This window comes from Anaerosacchariphilus hominis, from assembly GCF_014290175.1.
Lineage (GTDB): Bacteria > Bacillota > Clostridia > Lachnospirales > Lachnospiraceae > Laedolimicola > Laedolimicola hominis.
On record NZ_JACOOR010000002.1, the window covers coordinates 152837 to 171046 of the forward strand.

The 18210-nt window shown below is 52.2% G+C and carries 16 protein-coding genes; all 16 read left to right on the forward strand.

Annotated elements, in window-relative coordinates; all coding sequences use genetic code 11:
• Positions 1–72: 72 nt before the first annotated feature.
• The 16 genes from H8S44_RS03250 (at position 73) to H8S44_RS03325 (ending at position 18201) form a co-directional block, all read left to right on the forward strand.
• On the forward strand, positions 73–3090 hold the full coding sequence (locus H8S44_RS03250) for a fucose pyrophosphorylase domain-containing protein (protein ID WP_186873274.1): 3018 nt from the start codon (positions 73–75) through the stop codon (positions 3088–3090).
• Between the two features lie 10 nt (positions 3091–3100).
• A complete protein-coding gene (locus H8S44_RS03255) occupies positions 3101–4303 on the forward strand; it encodes a glycosyltransferase (protein WP_186873273.1) in 1203 nt (400 codons plus the stop codon).
• A 2-nt stretch (positions 4304–4305) separates the two neighbouring features.
• Complete coding sequence (locus H8S44_RS03260) at positions 4306–5052, forward strand: glycosyltransferase family 2 protein (protein ID WP_186873272.1); 747 nt, start codon at positions 4306–4308, stop codon at positions 5050–5052.
• An 82-nt stretch (positions 5053–5134) separates the two neighbouring features.
• On the forward strand, positions 5135–5836 hold the full coding sequence (locus H8S44_RS03265; protein WP_186873271.1) for a glycosyltransferase family 2 protein: 702 nt from the start codon (positions 5135–5137) through the stop codon (positions 5834–5836).
• Complete coding sequence (locus tag H8S44_RS03270) at positions 5833–6198, forward strand: DUF2304 domain-containing protein (protein WP_186873270.1); 366 nt, start codon at positions 5833–5835, stop codon at positions 6196–6198. The genes H8S44_RS03265 and H8S44_RS03270 overlap by 4 nt, the downstream gene beginning before the upstream one ends.
• A gap of 2 nt (positions 6199–6200) precedes the next feature.
• Positions 6201–7850, forward strand: a complete 1650-nt coding sequence (locus tag H8S44_RS03275) for a DUF6056 family protein (RefSeq protein ID WP_186873269.1) — start codon at positions 6201–6203, stop codon at positions 7848–7850.
• Positions 7851–7860: 10 nt separating this feature from the next.
• Positions 7861–8727: a dTDP-4-dehydrorhamnose reductase gene (gene rfbD / locus H8S44_RS03280; protein ID WP_243167465.1), complete on the forward strand. Its 867-nt coding sequence runs from the start codon at positions 7861–7863 to the stop codon at positions 8725–8727.
• A gap of 27 nt (positions 8728–8754) precedes the next feature.
• On the forward strand, positions 8755–9705 hold the full coding sequence (locus H8S44_RS03285) for a glycosyltransferase family 2 protein (protein ID WP_186873267.1): 951 nt from the start codon (positions 8755–8757) through the stop codon (positions 9703–9705).
• A 16-nt stretch (positions 9706–9721) separates the two neighbouring features.
• The gene (locus tag H8S44_RS03290; protein WP_186873266.1) at positions 9722–10927 is read left to right on the forward strand and encodes a hypothetical protein; all 1206 of its coding nucleotides are present in this window, start codon (positions 9722–9724) and stop codon (positions 10925–10927) included.
• Positions 10924–11892 (forward strand): hypothetical protein, encoded by a 969-nt coding sequence (locus H8S44_RS03295; RefSeq protein WP_186873265.1) that lies wholly within the window; start codon positions 10924–10926, stop codon positions 11890–11892. Before H8S44_RS03290 ends, H8S44_RS03295 begins: the two co-directional genes overlap by 4 nt.
• Positions 11822–12583 carry a hypothetical protein gene (locus H8S44_RS03300; RefSeq protein WP_186873264.1) on the forward strand — a complete coding sequence of 254 codons (762 nt, stop codon included), beginning with the start codon at positions 11822–11824 and terminating at the stop codon, positions 12581–12583. The genes H8S44_RS03295 and H8S44_RS03300 overlap by 71 nt, the downstream gene beginning before the upstream one ends.
• Positions 12580–14019: an MBOAT family O-acyltransferase gene (locus tag H8S44_RS03305; protein WP_186873263.1), complete on the forward strand. Its 1440-nt coding sequence runs from the start codon at positions 12580–12582 to the stop codon at positions 14017–14019. Before H8S44_RS03300 ends, H8S44_RS03305 begins: the two co-directional genes overlap by 4 nt.
• Before the next feature lie 9 nt (positions 14020–14028).
• Complete coding sequence (locus H8S44_RS03310) at positions 14029–14964, forward strand: hypothetical protein (protein WP_186873262.1); 936 nt, start codon at positions 14029–14031, stop codon at positions 14962–14964.
• 52 nt (positions 14965–15016) lie between these two features.
• Complete coding sequence (locus H8S44_RS03315) at positions 15017–16174, forward strand: acyltransferase family protein (RefSeq protein ID WP_186873261.1); 1158 nt, start codon at positions 15017–15019, stop codon at positions 16172–16174.
• Positions 16175–16179: 5 nt separating this feature from the next.
• Positions 16180–17112, forward strand: coding sequence for an acyltransferase family protein (locus tag H8S44_RS03320; protein WP_186873260.1), 933 nt, complete (start codon positions 16180–16182; stop codon positions 17110–17112).
• Between the two features lie 27 nt (positions 17113–17139).
• Positions 17140–18201, forward strand: coding sequence for a pyridoxal phosphate-dependent aminotransferase (locus tag H8S44_RS03325; protein ID WP_186873259.1), 1062 nt, complete (start codon positions 17140–17142; stop codon positions 18199–18201).
• The last annotated feature ends 9 nt before the right edge of the window (positions 18202–18210 follow it).

Below are 18210 nucleotides of genomic sequence, written 5' to 3' on the forward strand. Positions count from 1 at the left end.
AGCTACAGTTACCTTTCAAAGATTTGATTTATTATTATACCATTCCATGGGAATGCAAACAAGGGAGAACTTATGAAACCTCAGAAAATGAAAAATCTCTTTTTAAGACAAAGCTATCAGGACGCCTGGGAGGAGTACGAAAAGTCTCTGACCAGAACGTATTTTATTCATTGGGATTATGTAATCCTCACAGCCTCCAATGAGGAACAGGCGGCGGCTTATCAGGCCCAGATCGACGCGCGTCTGGAGGCGGGACGCCTGCCGGCGGAGACCGTGTATCGGGTGCTGCCGGATCCGGATGGAAAACGTGTGGGAAGCGGCGGAGCCACGTTCCATGTGATGAAATATTTAAGCGAGCAGGGCGAAGGAGAGAATTTCTTCCGGGGAAAACGGATCCTGGTGATCCACTCCGGCGGAGATTCCAAGCGGGTACCCCAGTATTCCGCCTGCGGAAAGCTCTTTTCCCCGGTGCCCCGGGAGCTGCCGGACGGACGGCGTTCCACTCTGTTTGATGAATTTATGATCGGTATGGCAGGTATGCCGGCCCGGTTCCGGGAGGGCATGCTGGTGCTGTCCGGTGATGTGCTGCTGCTGTTCAATCCGCTGCAGATTGATTTTACCTTCCGGGGAGCCGCAGCCATTTCCATCAAGGAGGATGTGGAGACCGGAAAGGATCACGGCGTCTTTCTGGGAGACGAGAAGGGGTATGTGGGTCAGTTCCTTCATAAGCAGAGCGAGGAGCAGCTCAGGACCCTGGGCGCGGTGAACGAGCACAATGCGGTGGATCTGGATACGGGGGCTATCATGCTGGACTGCGACCTGCTGGAGAGCCTGTTCTCTCTCATCGGAGAGAAGGGAAAGGTAGTTCCGGAGAAGTACGACCGCTTTGTAAACGAGCGCTCCCGCATCAGCTTTTACGGGGATTTCCTGTATCCGCTGGCTTCGGAGGCGACCCTGGAGCAGTATCAGAAGGAAAAGCCCGAGGGAAGCTTCTGTAAGGAACTGGAGGAGTGCCGGAATGAACTGTGGCAGGTGCTGCATCCCTATTCCCTGAAGCTCTTATGTCTGTCCCCGGCCCAGTTTATCCACTTTGGAACCACCCATGAGCTGCTGAAGCTGGTGACGGACGATATTGATAATTACGAATTCCTGGACTGGAAACGCCAGGTGCTGGGCGTGGAAGAAAATGAAGGAGCCAATGCCTGCAGCAACAGCTATATCGAGCGTGATACGAGGATTTCCGAATCTTCCTATATAGAAGACAGTTATATTTACAGCGGTACGGAAGTGGAGGAAGGCTGCGTGATCTCCGCAGTGACCCTGCGGGGTGAGAAAATTCCGGCTCACACGGTACTGCACGGCCTGAAACAGAAGGACGGCCGCTTCGTAGTCCGGGTCTACGGAGTCGGGGATAACCCCAAGGGAACCCTGGAGGATGGCGCACCCTTCCTGAACACGACCCTGCCGGAGTTCTTAAAACAGGCGGGTCTGAAGCCGGAGGAGGTCTGGGAGGCAGACGGCCATTATCTGTGGACAGCGAAGCTGTTCCCGGTCTGCGGCAATATCGAGGAGGCAGTGGCTGCTTCTGTGGAAATGCTGAAGTTGGCTGCAGGAGAGCAGGCGGACCCGGCAGCCTATCGGAGAGCGGAGAGGGTCAGCCTTCAGGAGAGCTTTGAGCATGCGGATGTGAAGGAGATCGTGGCATGGCAGGCCAAGCTTGGCACCCGGGTGCGGATCGCCCGGTTCCTGCTGGCCCTGGAGCAGAGAAAGAGCATCGGGGAAGCAGCGGCTGTATTCGGCAGCCAGGGCGTGACGCCCTCCCAGGTGGAGAAGCTTCGGGCCATTGCGGAGCAGTCGGACTTCAGCATCCGGATGCGGATCTACTATTATCTGTCCAAAATGACGAAGGGACAGGTGAGCGAGGATCTGGAAAATCGGTGCTTCCGCTATATCTGCGACAGCCTGTACGAGGCCAGCATCGGCAAGGCTCTGGCAGATACGGAATACCACATTACCCGGGACGAGGTGAAGGTGGAGCTGCCCATCCGCGTGAATTTCGGAGGCGGCTGGTCTGACACGCCGCCCTATTGCAACGAGCACGGCGGCACGGTGCTGAACGCGGCGGCGAAGCTGAACGGCATCCTGCCGGTTATCGTGACCGTGAAACGGATCGACAAGCCCTGTATCGCCCTGGCCAGCACCGATTCGGGAGCCTATGATGAATTTACGGATGTGGCGGCTCTTCAGAGCTGCCGGGATCCCTTTGATACCTATGCCCTCCACAAGGCAGCCCTTCTGGCCTGTGGCATCGTGCCCCTGGAGAAGCAGGCGACCATGGAAGAGCTCCTTCAGAAGTTGGGCGGCGGCCTGTATCTGTCCACGGCGGTTATGGGAATTCCCAGAGGATCGGGACTGGGCACCAGCAGTATTCTGGCAGGAGCCTGCGTGAAGGCGATCTTCGCGTATATTGGAAAAGAAGTAACGGAAAATGAGTTCTATACCCATGTGCTCTGCATGGAGCAGCTGATGAGCACCGGCGGCGGCTGGCAGGATCAGGTGGGAGGCCTCACGGACGGCATCAAGCTGGTGACCACCAAGCCGGGGCTGATGCAGGATATCGAGGTACAGCATCTGCAGATCCCGGAGGAGGCCCTTCAGGAGCTGAAAGAGCGGTTTGTACTGATTTATACCGGACAGCGGCGGCTGGCACGGAATCTTCTGAGAGAAGTGGTAGGAGGGTATATCGGCTCCAATCCCAACTCCCTGGAGGTACTCTACGAGATTCAGCGTGTGGCGGTTCTCATGAAGTTTGAGCTGGAAAAGGGCAATATCGACGGCTTCGCGGAGCTGCTGGACCGGCACTGGGAGCTGTCCCGGAGACTGGACGGCGGCAGCACCAATACCTGTATCGATCAGATTTTCTTAAGCTGCGAAGATCTGCTGGCAGCCCGGATGATCTGCGGCGCAGGCGGCGGCGGCTTCCTGCAGGCGATTCTGAAAAAGGGTCACACGAAGGAGGAGCTCAGAGAGCGCATTCGGAGCGTGTTCCAGGACAGCGGCGTGGATGTATGGGACTGCACATTAGTATAAGGAGACAGCATTGAAGGTTTTACAGATCAATACCATCTGCGGCAGCGGAAGCGTGGGACGTATCACGGTGGATATCGTACATGCCCTGGAGGCCCAGGGGGATGGGGGAATGGTGGCCTTTGGCCGCCGGACCGGACCGGAGAGAGTGCCCACTTATAAATTCGGCACAGACTTGGACATGGGACTTCACGTGCTTTGCACTTTCTTTAAGGGAGAACATGGCTTTGCATCCGGAAAGCAGACGGGCAGACTGATCGAGAAGATCAGGGAATATGACCCGGACATCATTCATTTACACAATATTCACGGCTTTTATCTGGATGTGGAGCAGCTCTTCCGGTATCTGAAGACGGCCGGAAAGCCGGTGGTATGGACTCTTCACGACTGTTGGAGTTTCACGGGACACTGTGCCCACTTTGATTATATCAGCTGTATGAAATGGAAGACAGGATGCGGACACTGTCCCCAGTACCGGAGCGTGTATCCTTACGCCTTATTTAAGGACAATACGGCGTCTAATTACCGGCGGAAGAAAGCAGCCTTCACGGGAGTGCCGTCCCTGACCGTGGTGACGCCATCCCGGTGGCTGGCAGGCTATGCCCGGGAGTCCTATCTGGGCGAATACCCGGTGCAGGTGATTCCGAACGGCATTGCCCTGGATAAGTTCCATCCGGTGGATCTGGGCCTGCGGCAGAAGCTGGGCTTCGAGAACAAGTTCATTCTGCTGGGTGTGGCCAGTATGTGGGAGGAACGGAAGGGCTATGCCTACTTTGAGCAGCTGGCGGACCGGCTGCCGGAGGATTATCAGATCATCCTGATCGGACTCTCCAGGCAGAAGATGAAAAAGCTTCATCCGAAGATTCACGGCGTCATGCGTACCAATAGCATGGAGGAACTGGCAGAGTATTATTCCATGGCCGATCTGTATGTAAATACGACCCTGGAGGATACCTTTCCCACCACGAATCTGGAGGCTCTGGCCTGTGGAACGCCGGTGCTGACCTTTGCCACCGGCGGAAGTGTGGAGTCCGTGGACGGGACCTGCGGCAGAGTGGTGCCAAAGGGAGACATAGAGGCGTTGGAGGTGGCTGTGAAGGAGCTGCGGGCTGCGCCGCTGAAAACGGAGGACTGCCTGGCGAAGGCGGCCCATTATGACAAAAACGACAGGTTCCGGGAGTATCTGAAGCTGTACCGGAAGCTGCTGGAGGAATAAAGATGGGAAAACCAAAGGTTTCGGTGATTACCGCGACTTATAACGATAAAGAAAATCTGCGGCGGATCATGAAGCAGGTGAGTCTGCAGGATTACGACAATATCGAGTATATCATCGTGGACGGCGGCTCCACAGACGGAACAGCGGAGATCATACAGGAGGCGGAAGCGCTCTTCGGGGAGCGGTTGAAATGGGTCTCCGAGCCGGATAAGGGCATCTATGATGCCATCAATAAGGGCATCCGCATGGCCGACGGAGAGATCCTGGGCTGTTGCTTTGACCGATACGCAGGTCCTGACGTCATCAGCAAAATGGTGGCGATCATGGAAAAAGAAGGTACAGACGGCGTCCATGGAGATCTCTATTATATGGAGGGGGACAAGGTGGTCCGTTACTGGCATCAGGGCCAGGGAAATATCCGCTATGGCTGGATGCCCGGGCACCCCACCCTGTATCTGCGAAAGAGCGTCTATGACCGGTACGGCCTGTATAAGACCGATTACCGGATCTCGGCGGATTACGAGTTCATGATCCGGATTCTGAAGAATAAAAGGGTGAAATTATCTTATCTTCCGGAGGTGCTGATCTACATGTCCCACGGGGGAACCAGCACCAACAGTCTGGGGGCCTATCTGGAAGGAATGAAGGAAGGACACCGGGCGCTGAAAGAAAACGGAGTGCATTTCGCATGGTTTACGGATCTGTGCAGAACTTTAAGAGTGCTTGCACAATTTGTTCAAAAGCGTTAAAATGTGACGTACACTAAGGCATGCGAAAGTGCCCTGGGGCGAAATCGAGCGGCATGCCTGAATAATAAAAAGGAGAACACAGATGAAATGTCTGGTCATTATCCCGGCCTACAATGAGGAAGAGAATATTGTACGGGTAGTGGAAAATCTGAAAAACAATTATCCCATGTATGACTATATTGTCATCAACGACGGTTCTGCGGACGGCACGGCCCGCATCTGCAGAGAGAGAGGTTATGAGCTGGTAGATCTTCCGGTGAATCTGGGATTGGCGGGAGCCTTCCAGACGGGATTAAAATACGCCTATCGGAAGGGCTACGATTATGCCATCCAGTTTGACGCAGACGGCCAGCACCGGCCGGAGTTCATCGGCCCCATGCTGGAGAAGATCCGGGAGGGATATGATATCGTCATCGGCTCCCGTTTTGTGACGGAAAAGAAGCCTCATTCCATGCGGATGCTGGGAAGCAATCTGATTTCGGCGGCCATGAAACTGACCACCGGAAGACGGGTAAAGGATCCCACTTCAGGAATGAGGATGTTCAATAAAAAAATGATTGCGGAGTTCGCCCTGAACCTGAATTACGGCCCGGAGCCGGATACGGTTTCTTATCTGCTGAAGCAGGGGGCCACCATTGCGGAGGTGCAGGTGGAGATGGATGAGCGGATCGCGGGAGAAAGCTATCTGAATATGACAAAAGCGATGATGTACATGCTTCGGATGCTACTGTCCATTCTGTTTATCCAGAACTTCCGGAAGCGCAGGGAGGTGAAAGTGTCATGACACCGGTATTTCGAATCGTACTGATCGTGGTATCTTTGCTCAGTACCTATTATATTCTGAAGAAAATCCGCCAGTCCAAGCTGCAGATCGAATATGCGATCTTCTGGATCGTTTTTGCGGGGGTGCTGGTGATTATCAGCGTATTTCCATGGCTTGTGACATTGTTTACCAGACTGCTTGGCATGCAGCTGCCTGTAAACTTTGTATTTATGGTATTTATCTTTATTCTGCTGGTGAAACTCTTTATGATGACCATCGAGCTGTCCGCCCTGGAGAATAAGGTAAAGGATCTGACCCAGGAGCTGGCCCTGGAGGAGAAAGAGCATATTGACAGACAGAAAGAAGAACAGAAGGGAGAATAACTGTGGAAACAATATACCGGATCGCGGATCGGTTGTGGAAAAGATTTGTGAAATGGTTGGGGGAAGAAAAACATCAGGAGCGGTTTATTCTGACTTGCTTTGTTTTGAGCCTGCTTCCGCTTCTTATACTGAGCTTTTACAATCATCCGGCCATGGATGATTTCAACTACGGAATTCTCACCCGGCACGCACTGACGGAAAATAAGGGGCTGGCAGTGATTCCTGCGGTGCTGGGCGCCGCGGTACAGCGGGCGAAGAATCTCTGGTATTCCTGGCAGGGAACCTATACCTTCAGTATTCTGGCGGCTTTGCGGCCCTCGGTGATTACAGAGCGCCTGACCTTTATCCAGACCTTTATCCTGTTAGGCGTCTTTATCGCGGGCTTCTGGTATTTTACAGAAGTCATACTGCACCGGATTCTGGGCATGTCCAAAGCGGTGGCGGTGATCACGGCCTGCGTGGTCATGACCCTGTGTGTCCAGTATGTGCCCTTCGGCGTGGAGGCTTTTTACTGGTGGAACGGAAGCATCGGTTACACGGGACTGTTCTCCGTACTGCTGGCTTTTATGGGACTGCTGGCGGACGCCCTGCATAAAAAGAAAATCACAGTGAAGCGTATGGTGGGGCTGATACTTCTGGAAGTGCTGCTGGCGGGCGGCATGTATCCCAATGCCCTGCTGACCGGCGTGGTACTGTTTTTCCTGATGCTGGACGTGCTGGCGGATAAAAAGTACGGCAAGGTCATGAAGATTCAGGGAACGGCGCTGTTCCTGGCCTTTATTCCGGCTTTCGGCCTGAGCTTTATCGCTCCGGGCAATGCCAGACGGCAGGCCTATTTTCAGCACCGGACGCCCTTTGAGGCCATTTACAAGTCCTACACCAAGTCTTTGGACTATATGTTCAACGAGGCCACCAATGTGGTTATTGTGCTGGTGCTCATCGCCCTGTTTCTCTATATGCTCTGGAAACTGAAGGATAGTCAGTTTTCCTTCCGCTGCCCCTTCCTGTTTACTCTGGTGAGCTACAGCATGGTGGTGGTGATGTGGGTTCCGGGCATCTATGCGGTGCGTTATATCTCCGGAGGACGGTATTTTAATATCCTGTATTACGGCGTGATTCTGTTTTATGCCTCCAATGCCATTTACTATGCAGGCTGGCTGCGCCGCCAGTGTGAAAAATGCGGCGATCAGGTGATGGAGCTTCTTAAGAAGGCGGCTCCGGCCATGCTGGGCGCAGTGGCCATCGGCTGCGTGGTACTGGGCATGTGGAAGATTGATATTGTGACGAACCTGGAAGAAATCACTTCGGCCACGGCACTGAAATCTCTGGTCTATGGCGAGGCACGGGTGTATGATAAAGAGATAAGGGAGCGGGAAGCCCTTTACAACGATCCGGATGTGAAGGATGTGGTGGTGGACGAGGTTACCTACCGTCCGGTACTTCTGTACTACGGAACCCTGACTACCGACCCCAATGACGGCAGAAATCTGGCCATGTGCGAGTACTATGATAAGGACTCCATGGTGAAATACGATCCGGAGGGCGACGGAAATTCCGGCGACGGGAATACCGATACCCAGACAGACGGGACAGATGCAGATACAACGGAAAACACGGAAACCGAGAATTCAGAGGCTGAAACAGCAGAATAGGAGAATAAAAATGAAAAAGATTATCGTAACAGGATGCAACGGACAGCTGGGACGGGCTGTGAATCAGCAGTATGCGGGCAGCACCGAGTACGAGCTGGTGAACACAGATGTGGCGGAGCTGGATATCACGAAAGTGGACAAGGTACTGGAGCTGGCAAGGGAGGTAAAACCTTACGCCATCATCAACTGCGCGGCCTATACCAACGTGGACAAATGCGAGGTGGAGCAGGATCTGGCCTATAAAATCAACGCCATTGGAGCCCGGAATCTGGCCATCGCTGCGGCGGATACCGGCGCGAAGCTCATGCATATCTCCACAGACTATGTATTTCCGGGCAATGTGTCCGCTCATCCCCTGACCGAGTTTGACCGGGTAAGTCCCAAGAGTATGTACGGCGCTACCAAGCTTGCAGGCGAGAACTTTGTACGGGATTTCGCGAACCGGTATTTTATCATCCGTACCGCATGGCTCTACGGCGACGGTCATAATTTTGCCAAGACCATGCTGAAGCTGGCGGAGACCAATGATAAGATCGGCGTCGTGATGGATCAGGTAGGCACGCCCACCAGCGCGGTGGAGCTGGCAAAAGCCATCAAGTATCTGCTTCCCACCGACAACTATGGCCTGTTCCACGGTACCTGCGAGGGAGATACGAACTGGGCTGAGTTTGCGGCTGCCGTGCTTCGTCTGGCAGGCAGCAAGACAGAGATTGAACCCATTACCTCGGAAGAGTACAAGCGCCGTTTTCCGAATTCCGCGGACAGACCGGCTTACTCCATTCTGGAAAACTATATGTTGAAACTGACTACAGACTTTTCCTTCGCTTCCTGGCAGGATGCCATCGAAGTCTATATGAAAGAGCTGCTGGCAAAATAACTGAGTAGATAAAAAGGAGAACATCCTATGACTGGAAATGATATTTTGTATCTGGTAATTCCCTGCTATAATGAGGAAGCCGTACTGCATGAGACTGCGAAGCAGCTGCTGGCAAAGATGAATTCCATGTTTGATCGGGGAATGATTTCCCGGGAGAGCAAAATCATGTTTGTAAATGATGGCTCCAGGGATAAGACCTGGGAGATCATCAAAGAGCTGCATGAGTCCAATCCAATCTATTCCGGTGTGAAGCTGTCCCGGAACAAGGGCCATCAGAACGCATTACTGGCAGGCCTGATGACTGCCAAGGAGAAGGCTGATATGGCCATTTCCCTGGACGCGGATCTGCAGGACGATGTGGACGTCATCGATAAAATGGTGGAAAAATATTATGAGGGAAACGACGTGGTCTACGGTGTGCGGAGCTCCCGGGACACAGATACTTTCTTTAAGAAATTCACGGCTGAGGGTTTCTACAAAATCATGCAGGCCATGGGTGTGGAGCTGGTATTCAATCATGCGGACTACCGGCTCATGAGCAGGCGGGCCATGGAGGGACTGTCGGAGTTCCGGGAAGTGAACCTGTTCCTCAGAGGCATCGTGCCCCTCATTGGCTACAAATCTGATATCGTCACCTACGAGCGTCATGAGCGTTTCGCGGGCGAGTCCAAGTATCCGCTGAAGAAGATGCTGGCCTTCGCCACAGACGGCATTACCTCTTTCAGTATCAAGCCCATTCGAATGATTACCACCTGTGGAATCCTGATTTTCGGCGTGAGCCTGCTGATGCTCATCTATTTTCTGGTGGTACACTTTATGGGCAAAACGGTACACGGCTGGACCAGTACTATTGTGTCCATCTGGGCCATCGGCGGACTGCAGCTTCTTGCCATTGGCATTGTGGGCGAGTATATCGGTAAGATTTATTTGGAGACCAAGGCGCGTCCCAAGTATATCATCGAGACAGTACTTGATTAATAAGTAGGAGAATTTTATGAACAGCTTTTTAAAGAAGCGGGGACTGGACCGGATGGATCTGTGCTATCTGGCGGTCATGACGCTGATCGGTCTGGGTATCCGGGTGATCCTGCGCGTGGTGATTACCGATGACTGGCTGATGTACTGGGATCCGTGGATTTCGGATATCAAGGAGATGGGATTTTCCTATCTGGCCACGGACCGCTATGACTATACACCGACTTTTATCTATATTCTGTGGATCATCAGTAAGCTGCCCATCAATCCTATGACGGGTTACAAGGGATTGCACTGTATCCTGGATTTTGTGGCGGCGGCCATTTTAGGGAAAACGATTTATAAAGTCACCGGAAGCAAGCGGAAGGGCATCCTGTCCTACGGCCTGTTTCTGATTGTGCCTACCATCTGGGCCAACAGCGCGCTCTGGGCCCAGTGTGACATTATATTCATGACCTTTTTGCTGCTGTGCTTTTATTATCTGTTTGAAGATCGCCCCTGTCTGGCCATGTTTTTTTACGGGATGGCCTTTGTCTTCAAGCTCCAGTCTCTGTTTATTTTCCCGTTTCTGGTGATTCTGTGGGTGAATAAGAAGGTGGATTTGAAGCATTTCCTGTGGATTCCGGTTCTGTATTTTTTAAGCATTGTGCCTGCGTGGATCGCGGGACGGCCTCTGATGGAACTGATTAATATCTATATGGCCCAGGGGGCCCAGGATGTATGGTCTCTGTCCATCAAGTGGCCGAATATCTATCAGATCATCGGAAATCAGTTTTTCCTGCTGGAATACGCTTCTGCAGGAACCTGGCTGATTCTGGGGATTCTGATGATTATCCTGTTTGCGATGGCCCAGAAACGCTATCGGATTACCAACGAGTTCATTGTGCAGATGGCCCTGTTTTTTGCTATCCTGACGCCCTGGTTCCTGCCTCATATGCACGAACGGTATGGCTGTGTAGCAGATATTCTGGCGATCATTTATGCTATGATGAATGTGAAGAAGTTTTATTTCCCGCTGGTGCAGATTCTGGTGTCCTTTAATTCCTACATGGCGTATTTAAGTCATCTGGGTTCCGATGAGCCGACCATTTATTACGGGGTATGGGCCTTTGTGGAACTGGGATTGCTGGTTCTGGTTGGGCTGGATATCTGGCATTATATGCGGAATCCGGAGAATCAGCTGCCAATGGATCCTGGGATTGTGAAGAAGAAGGAGGCCGCATGATGGATGATTTCCTGAGAAATTTCATTTCAAAAAAATGGAATGTGAAAGGCCTGACCTTTACGTTTTTGGATATCCTGCTGGCGGTGTGTATCACCGGAACAGGTCTGGCGCTGCGTTCCACCGTTATTGCGTATACACCGACAGATATCCGGAAGATCGTCGCCATTGTGCTGGAGCTTGCACTGGCGGTACTGTGCGGAGCCATCGTACACAGCGATACGGGCAGCCGCCTGCGGTCTTTCCTGACCTATGCGGTTCTGGTGATTTATCCCACGGTGATAGCCAATGGTTCCCTGTGGAATATTAACTGCATCTACTATGTGATTTTATTTTTCCTGGGCCTGTATCTGTACGGCCGGGGAAATCAGATACTGGGAGGCGTGAGTATTCTGGCAGGACTGGTCATCGCGATCTATCGGATGCGTTCCTGGTGGATGGCGCTGAATGTGGCTTACCCGGTATCCTTAAGCCGTGGCTGGCCAAATTTTTATGAGATTATTGGAAAAAAGGCTTTTGTAGAGCTTTATGATAAGGTAGCCCTTCTGATTCTGATGGGAATGTTGCTGACGGGCGTCTACTGGTTTGCGGAAAAGAAGATCAAAGTGACAAAGGATCTGGCGTTGACGGTGTTTTTATTTCTGGCGATTCTGATTCCTTATTTTGCGCCTTATATGCCCGCCTGGGCAGGCTATACGGCGGATGTGGCGGCGCTCCTTTACTTTATGAAACGCCCGGAGCGGTTCTATGTGCCTATGCTGCATCTGATCGTATCCTACAGTGCTTATGCGTATGCCATCAACGGGGAAACCAAGCTTCCTATGGTTGTTTTTTCGATCTTATTGCTGTTTATGCTTGTGATTGTGGGACTCGATGTATACCATGGAGGAAAGCAGGATGGAGAAGAAACAGTTCGATCAGAACATAGAGGAGGTTCTTCTGGACGCTTACCGGAAGAAACGGAGTAAAGAGGATATTATCCGTCTGGCCCAGGAGCGTTTTGGATTATCTGTATTGGAATGCAAACGGATCGCGGATGCTGTGGAAGAACAGGTGGAGGGAGAACTTTCGGATGGAGAGCAGGGAGACAAAGCCCGGTATGAGACCCGGGTCTTTGAGTTCTGCCCCAGCCAGTATTTCTGGAAAAACCTGATTTTTAAGCTGGTATTTCTGGTGTTTCTGACGTTGGGACTTTTTCGGGTGGAACGTCTTTTTACCCGGAATTTGCAGACGATTATTGCGGTGACCATGCTGGTGATCATCGGTCTTCTGGTGCTGTTTATCCATCAGTTTTGCAGGAGATCCACCTCAAAGGTACGGATTGAGCCGGGAAAGTTGAATTATTCCTATTATACCCTTCGGTATATGAACGGCGAGGAACTGGAGCGGGCACCGGTGGCAGAAATCTGGGGCTTCTGCATGAATCATTATCTGGATCAGATTCGGGAAGTCAAGGAGCTGGGTCCCTATATTGTGGTAAAAGGGAAGATTCATCTGCAGGTTACGGATTCCCGGTATGCCTTTCGCCATGATCGGGTCATGCGGGTGAAGGAGCTGAAGTCTGTGGCGATTCCCAAGTATTTTGGAGATAACCGGGAGCTGTTTGAGTGTCTGCAGCTCTATGTGACCCCGGGAATGGAAAAAGGAGAGAGTAAGTGACATCTGATATCATACTGACCCTGTTATTTCTGGCAGGGGTTCTGGCGGTTTATTATCTGGTGCCCAGGGGAAGGAGAGTCTGGGTTCTCCTGGCGGCCAGCGTGATTTTCTATGTGAGCGCCGGTTTTTGGATGCTGAAATGGATCGTCGGAAGCGGACTCTGGACCTTTTATGCCGGAGTGAAAATGGAACAGGCGGAGACGAAAGAGAAGAAGAAAGTCTGGCTGCGGGCGGGAATACTGGCAGTACTGGGCTTTCTTTTTGCAGAAAAATATCTGGGCTTTCTCTGGAAAAATCTGCTCCTGCTGAGTTCCGTGCTGCGCTTCCCGCTGGCGGCGGATTTTCCATTTTCCATGAAAGTCCTTGCACCGCTGGGAATCTCCTATTACAGCTTTAAGATGATCAGCTATCTGGCGGACATTTATCAGGAAAAGCGACATGCGGAGCGGGGCGTGGAGGGCTGTGGGATCTACCTGGCCTATGTATTGTTCTTTCCGCAGATTCTCTGCGGACCCATCGAGCGGTCGGAGCATTTTACCGGGCAGCTCCATGAGGGACCGGTATACCGGTCGGAGCTTTTTTCCCTGGGCCTGCAGCGGATTGTACTGGGACTTTTTAAGAAAATGGTCATTGCCAATCGCCTGGCAGGCTACGTGGATGCAGTTTTCGGCGCGCCGGAAAGCTATCCGGGTCTGGCCTGTGTGATGGCGGCCTTCTTTTATTCCTTTCAGCTCTACTGTGATTTCTCCGGCTATTCTGATATTGCCGTGGGTATGGCCAATGTGCTGGGGCTGGATAGCCGGAAGAACTTCGACTGCCCTTATTTTTCACGGGGGATCAAGGAATTCTGGGCGAGATGGCATATCTCCCTGTCCGGCTGGCTGCGGGATTATATTTACATTCCCCTGGGCGGAAATCGGGTGAGTAAGACGAGACACAGGCTGAATGTGCTGGCAACATTTTTGCTCAGCGGTCTCTGGCACGGAGCGGACTGGAGTTTTGTATTGTGGGGAGGTATTCATGGGGTATGGAATCTGGTGAGTACCAAAAAAGAAGAAGCAGTGAGCCTGGGACGCCGGATCTGGCAGACTCTGATTACTTTCTGCGGCGTGACTCTGGCCTGGGTTTTCTTTCGGGCGGACAGTCTGGGGCAGGCCGTGAGCTTCCTGCGGCATGCGATAACGGGATTTTCCCTGTCCTATGCGGAGATTCAGAATTCGATTCTTCCTTTTACCGGGGATAATACCTGCGCAGCCTATTTTCTGACGGCCTGCGGCTTTCTGTTCCTGCTGTTTTTCTATGAAAGGGAGCAGGTCTATGGAAAAAAGAGAGACCGGGATGTGATACTGGGCAGCGGCTGGCTGGCCGTTATGACAGTGAGTGTTGTGCTGTTTGGAGTCTTTGGCGCGTCAGGTTTCCTGTACGCGAATTTTTAAGGGGAACTTATGAAACGAGTAATAAAGGCCATAGGGGCGGCATTGGCTCTGTCCCTGGTTCTGATTCTGGCAAAAAATGAATACGCCCGTCTCCTTCCGGCGTCCACCTACGGTATGCAGGCGGTTCTCAGGAAAGGTGAGACGGAGAATCTCTTCATAGGATCTTCCATGTTCCGGCAGGGACTGGATATCGACGTACTGGAGGAGCGTCTGGAGGGCAGCTCTTATATTCTGTCCTATAACGGAAATCAGCCGGCTCTGATGGCCATGGAGCTTCAGTATCTGCTGGAACAGGGGCTGAAGATCCGGAATCTGTATATTGATCTCTATCCCTATACAGCGGCTGCGGATCCCTGGATCAGTGATACGAAGATTCTGCTGGACACGGATCTGAAGTTTAAGGCACGGGCCTGGCGGCTGATGAAAGACAGCACAGGCGCAGGATTCCGGGACTTCTACGAGTTCTTTGTGACGGCCAATAACGAACAGCTTCTAACCTATCCATTGAACAATAAAATCGTCTCGGCCCAGTTCCGGAATGGAGGCAGCCTGATAGCCCAGCCGGGAAAAACGAAAGAAGAGCTCTACGGGCTGGGAACTCTGGGGAGCCGGGATGGCGTGAACCGGACCCAGGCTGAGGGCTATGGAAAAATCGTGGAGCTGGCAGAGGAATACGAGCTGAATCTCTGGTTTCTGGAGACGCCCAAGTATGAGCGGATGTACGCGGACGCAGATTATCAAAAGCTGTATGGAGAGGCACTGGATATTGTGCGGGAGCTGCAGCAGGACTGGACGGGGACCGGAAGCTTTACCATTCTATGCACAGAGAATCTGGAGTTTGATATTACCGATGCCGGGTGCTATCAGGACTTGATTCATCTGTCGGCAGAGGGAAGAGAGAACTATACAAAACTGCTCTGTGAGAATCTGAAAATGGCAGAGTAGAATAGCGGATAACCGCAAATGCGAGGCAGGGAGACGAAAAGGAGGAAACAGCTTGAAAAAACTGGATTATATCGACGGACTGAAAGGAATCGGCGCGCTGATGGTATTTTTCTGCCATTTTGTGTTTGCATTTTATTACGCGGCCTACAGTCTGACCGAAGACGCAGTAAATACAGCGTCCGGTATCGAGATTGCCATCGGTAAAACTCCGTTGAATCTGCTCTACAGCGGCAACGCGGCGGTGTGTCTGTTTCTGGTGTTCAGCGGCTTTGTGCTCTGTCTGTCGTATTTTCATACCAAAGACAAAAAGCGTCTGAAGAGTGCAGCCTGGAAACGGTATTTCCGATTGATGCCCATGATTTTGCTCAGCAATACGGCGATTTTTCTTCTCATGAGCCGGGGACTCTACCGGAACAGCGAGGCGGCCGTCCTGACCGGGTCTACGGTCTGGTTCGCAGGCTTTAATCAGTTTCAGCCGGATTTTTTGCAGATGCTGGGAGAAAGTCTGGCAGGCTGCTTCCTCTTTGGAACGAACAACTATAACGGTGTGCTCTGGACGATTCCATATCTGTTTTCAGGGGCGCTGGTGGTCTATCTGGCAGCTTATCTGGTGGGTGAGAATCCGTTCCGGTATGTGGCCTACGCGGTGATGATCCTGATGGCGGTGAAGACGGATATTTATTTTGCGGGCGTATTTCTGGGCTTTGCTGCTTCCGACTTTTTCTGTACCCAGAAGAAGGGGATGGAGCTCTGGGAGCGGTTCTGGCTGCTGCCTCTGGGAAGCTTCGTGCTGGGGGTGTATCTGCTGTCCTACCCGTCCATCGGATCGGATATGAGCGGAACCGTCTATGGGCTGCTGCCCTCGGCTTATACGACTCTTTACCACATGGCCGGGGCAGTACTTCTGCTGGCGGGTGTGCTGGGACTTCCGGGACTGCAGCGGTTCTTCGGGGCAAAGCCCTTCCGGTTTCTGGGAAAAGTATCCTATTCCCTCTATCTGCTGCATTTTCCGGTGATTGCCACCTTTTCCTGCTGGCTGTTCCTGGGTCTGTACGGAAAAATGAGCTATGGAATCCTGGTGGGACTGAACTTCCTGTGTACCTTCGGGCTGGTGCTGGTGCTTTCAGAGCTCAGCAATCGGTATCTGGAGCCGGTGAGCGGCTGGCTGACCGGGAAGCTTTCCGGGTTTTTTACCGGTAAAACGAGGTGATGACAATGGAGACGATGAAGCTGGAAAAGAAGAGAATTCCATGGCTGGATGCGGTGAAAGCTGTGGGAATTCTGGTGGTGCTGCTGGTGCATACGGGACGTTCCTTTGGGGCGGTGAGCTTTTATGGGGGTATGTTCTATATGCCCATCTTTTTCATCACGGCAGGTATGACCTTTTCCTATAAACCGGAGGAGCGCTTTGGAAGCTTCCTGAAGAAGAAGGCGAAGCGGTTGCTGGTGCCATATCTGGGGTATAATCTGTTCCTGTTATGCTTTTTCCTGCTGAAGGGCAGCGCCGGCTGGCATGACCTGTGGGGCGTCCTGTATTCCCGCAACTGCCTGATGCCCATGGATTCTGTTACCAATGTGTATCTCATGCAGATTCTGAATGCGCCCACCTGGTTCCTGACCTGTATGTTTGTAAGCTACCTGCTGTTCTGGCTTCTGATGCAGGCGGTGAAGGGCGACTCCAGGAAGGCTTTTGTGGGAAATGGAGTCTATCTGATGATTGCCATTGTTCTTCATTATATGAGCCCGGTTTTGCTGCCCTGGAGCATCGACTGCGCGTTCTATGCGGTGACCTTCCTGATCATCGGCAAGCTGGCGGCAGTGCAGGACTGGGTCGGAAAGCTGGTAAAAAAGCCACTTTATCTGCTTCTGCTTTTCGCAGTTTTCGTATTGGCAGCCCGCTGGAATGGCAGTGTGAATATGTCTGTGGGCGATTATGGACGGAGCATGGCGGTATATCTTCTGGTGGGAACGGCAGGATCTCTGATCGTGATGGTTTTGTGCAGCGTGTTGTATCAGACGAAGCATACGGAGTGGCTTCAGAAAGCCATGGGATTTATCGGGCGGCATACGCTGCCGCTCCTGTGCCTGCATCTGTTTGTATATTCGGTGATTGGCACAGTGCTTGCAATGTTGGGTGTGGCGCTGTAAGATAGTATTATAAATGGAGGTATCAGTATGAACTATCATGTAAATGAACATATAAAAAACACCGTCCGCGTATTCCCTATGCAGAATCGCTACGGCATGCACCGCTATGACATGAATGAGAACCCGGAGGGACTGCCGAAGGAGTTCGTGGATTCTGTGCTGAAGGAGATTACTCCGGAATTCCTGGCGATCTATCCGGAGCCTGACCGGTTTCTGCATAAGTACGCGAAGTTTATCGGCGCGGCTTATGAAAATGTGCTGACCACCAATGGCTCCGATATGGCCATCCGGTATCTTTTGGAGACCTTCGGTGAAGTAGGCAAGGAGGTCGTAACCGTGGCTCCCTCCTTTGAGATGTACTGGGTCAACTGCAGCATCCTGGGGTATAAGCATGTGCCGGTGGCCTATGAGCCGGATCTGACTATCAAAATCGAGAACATTCTGAACGCGATTAACGACAATACCCGTATTGTAGTACTTCTGAACCCCAACAACCCGGTAGGAAATGTGTACACCGAGGAGGAGCTGCGGCAGGTTATTGCCCGGGCGAAAGAAGTGGGCGCAATCGTTATTGTGGACGAGGCTTATCATTATTTCTACCCGAATACCTTTATCGAGCATGCCCTGAAGGATGAAAATGTAGTGGTACTGCGTACCTTTTCCAAGCTGTTCTCCCTGGCAGCCTGCCGCCTGGGTGTCATCATCAGTAACCCGGAGATTATCCATTATGTGAAGAACGCGCGCCTGACCTTTGACGCTAATTCCATTGCCCTGCTGTTCGCGGAGCGGATTCTGGATCATCCGGAGATGGTGGAGGAGCTGATCCGCATCGAAAACGAGGGCAAGGCATATACGTTGGAGGAACTTCGGAAAAAGGGCTACGAGTGTCGGGACTGCCGTGGAAACTTCATCTTTGTGAAGCCTCATCATAATGCGAAGGAGGTGGCGGAGCGCCTGGAAAAAGAGAAGCAGGTGCTGGTACATCCCTATGGAAATGAGCTTTTGAAGGACGATATCCGTGTATCGGTGGGTTCTAAAGAAGCCATGAAGATATTCCTGGACGCATTCTTTGAGGTGGACGCGCAGTAGCGCAGGGGG

What these genes read in the sequence shown, in the direction of transcription:
- H8S44_RS03290 (WP_186873266.1), top strand. Translation starts at nt 9,722, where the DNA reads ATGAACAGCTTTTTAAAGAAGCGGGGACTGGACCGGATGGATCTGTGC.
- rfbD (WP_243167465.1), top strand. Translation starts at nt 7,861, where the DNA reads ATGAAAAAGATTATCGTAACAGGATGCAACGGACAGCTGGGACGGGCT.
- H8S44_RS03300 (WP_186873264.1), top strand. Translation starts at nt 11,822, where the DNA reads ATGGAGAAGAAACAGTTCGATCAGAACATAGAGGAGGTTCTTCTGGAC.
- H8S44_RS03260 (WP_186873272.1), top strand. Translation starts at nt 4,306, where the DNA reads ATGGGAAAACCAAAGGTTTCGGTGATTACCGCGACTTATAACGATAAA.
- H8S44_RS03310 (WP_186873262.1), top strand. Translation starts at nt 14,029, where the DNA reads ATGAAACGAGTAATAAAGGCCATAGGGGCGGCATTGGCTCTGTCCCTG.
- H8S44_RS03250 (WP_186873274.1), top strand. Translation starts at nt 73, where the DNA reads ATGAAACCTCAGAAAATGAAAAATCTCTTTTTAAGACAAAGCTATCAG.
- H8S44_RS03320 (WP_186873260.1), top strand. Translation starts at nt 16,180, where the DNA reads ATGGAGACGATGAAGCTGGAAAAGAAGAGAATTCCATGGCTGGATGCG.
- H8S44_RS03285 (WP_186873267.1), top strand. Translation starts at nt 8,755, where the DNA reads ATGACTGGAAATGATATTTTGTATCTGGTAATTCCCTGCTATAATGAG.
- H8S44_RS03295 (WP_186873265.1), top strand. Translation starts at nt 10,924, where the DNA reads ATGATGGATGATTTCCTGAGAAATTTCATTTCAAAAAAATGGAATGTG.
- H8S44_RS03270 (WP_186873270.1), top strand. Translation starts at nt 5,833, where the DNA reads ATGACACCGGTATTTCGAATCGTACTGATCGTGGTATCTTTGCTCAGT.
- H8S44_RS03265 (WP_186873271.1), top strand. Translation starts at nt 5,135, where the DNA reads ATGAAATGTCTGGTCATTATCCCGGCCTACAATGAGGAAGAGAATATT.
- H8S44_RS03325 (WP_186873259.1), top strand. Translation starts at nt 17,140, where the DNA reads ATGAACTATCATGTAAATGAACATATAAAAAACACCGTCCGCGTATTC.